The organism is Arthrobacter zhaoguopingii (assembly GCF_009828605.1).
In the GTDB taxonomy this organism is placed as follows: Bacteria; Actinomycetota; Actinomycetes; order Actinomycetales; family Micrococcaceae; genus Arthrobacter_D; species Arthrobacter_D zhaoguopingii.
Genome location: NZ_WIAE01000036.1, coordinates 1 through 1,459, shown reverse-complemented (window position 1 = coordinate 1,459; position 1,459 = coordinate 1). Strand labels below are relative to the sequence as shown.

Below are 1,459 nucleotides of genomic sequence, written 5' to 3'. Positions count from 1 at the left end.
ATGCGATTCATCAATGATCCGTCCACCGACCTGACCTATGCTGATGTGTTTTTGGTGCCCTCGGCCTCGGAGGTGGTTTCGCGTTTTGACGTGGATCTCTCCGCCGCTGATGGGACCGGTTCGACGATTCCTTTGGTGGTGTCGAATATGACCGCGGTGACCGGGCGGCGGATGGTGGAGACTCTGGCCCGGCGCGGCGGGCTGGCGGTGCTGCCCCAGGACGTGCCGGTGGAGGTGATTACCGAGGTCACCGGCTGGGTCAAGGCCCGCCATCCGGTGTTTGAGACTCCGCTGCGGCTGCGCCCGTCCAACACGGTGATCGATGCGCTGCACCTGATCCACAAGCGCGCCCACGGCGCGGTGGTGGTCGTGGACGGGGAGGACCGGTATGTGGGGGTGGTGCGGGCCGCGGACTGCGAGGGCGTGGACCGTTTCGCGTCCCTGGCCTCGGTGCTGCGCACCGGCCCGGCCCCGGTGGACGCGGCCCGGTTCGAGGCGGACCCGGTTCAGGGGCTGCAGGGGGTCTTCGCGGAGCTGGAGGCCAGCGGCGCCCCGCTGGCCCCGGTGGTCCGGGACGGGATCCTGCAGGGGGTCATCACCCGGGCCGGGGCGCTGCGCTCGACCATCTACACCCCGGCCCTGGACGCCCGCGGTTCGCTGCGGGTGGCCGCGGCGGTGGGGATCAACGGGGACGTCGAGGCCAAGGCGGCGGCCCTGCTCGCGGCCGGGGTGGACACCCTGGTGGTGGACACCGCCCACGGGCACCAGCGCAAGATGCTCGATGCCCTCAAGATCGTGCGCTCCCTGGACCCGCAGGTGCCCGTCGTGGCCGGGAACGTGGTCAGCGCCGACGGGGTCCGGGACCTGGTCGCGGCCGGGGCGGACATTGTGAAGGTCGGGGTCGGGCCCGGGGCGATGTGCACCACCCGGATGATGACCGCCGTGGGCCGGCCCCAGTTCTCCGCCGTGCACGAGGCCGCCATGGCGGCCCGGGAGCTCGGCGCGCACGTGTGGGCCGACGGCGGGGTCCGCTACCCCCGGGATGTGGCCCTGGCCCTGGCCGCCGGGGCCAGCCAGGTCATGATCGGGTCCTGGTTCGCCGGGACCTACGAGAGCCCCGGGGACCTGCACACCGACAGCGACGGCCGCCGCTACAAGGAAAGCTTCGGCATGGCCTCCGCGAGGGCGGTGCAGCACCGCACCCAGGCCGAGGACGTCTTCGCCCGGGCCCGGAAGGGACTCTTCGAAGAAGGCATCTCCACCTCCAAAATGTACCTGGACCCCGCCCGTCCCGGTGTGGAGGACCTGCTGGACATGATCACCGCCGGAGTGCGCAGCTCCATGACCTACGCCGGAGCCCGCACCCTGGCCGAATTCTCCGACCGCGCCCTGGTCGGCATCCAGTCCGCCGCCGGCTACGAAGAAGGCCGCCCCCTCCCACAAAGCTGGTAACCGCACC

1 protein-coding gene is annotated in these 1,459 nt (G+C 71.4%); it reads left to right on the top strand.

Annotation, left to right across the window (positions count from 1 at the left end; translation table 11 throughout):
- Nucleotides 1–1,452 (top strand): GMP reductase (guaB1, locus tag GVV77_RS18010; RefSeq protein WP_159620702.1); only part of this gene is annotated, 1,452 nt, incomplete at its 5' end.
- Nucleotides 1,453–1,459: the final 7 nt, after the last annotated feature.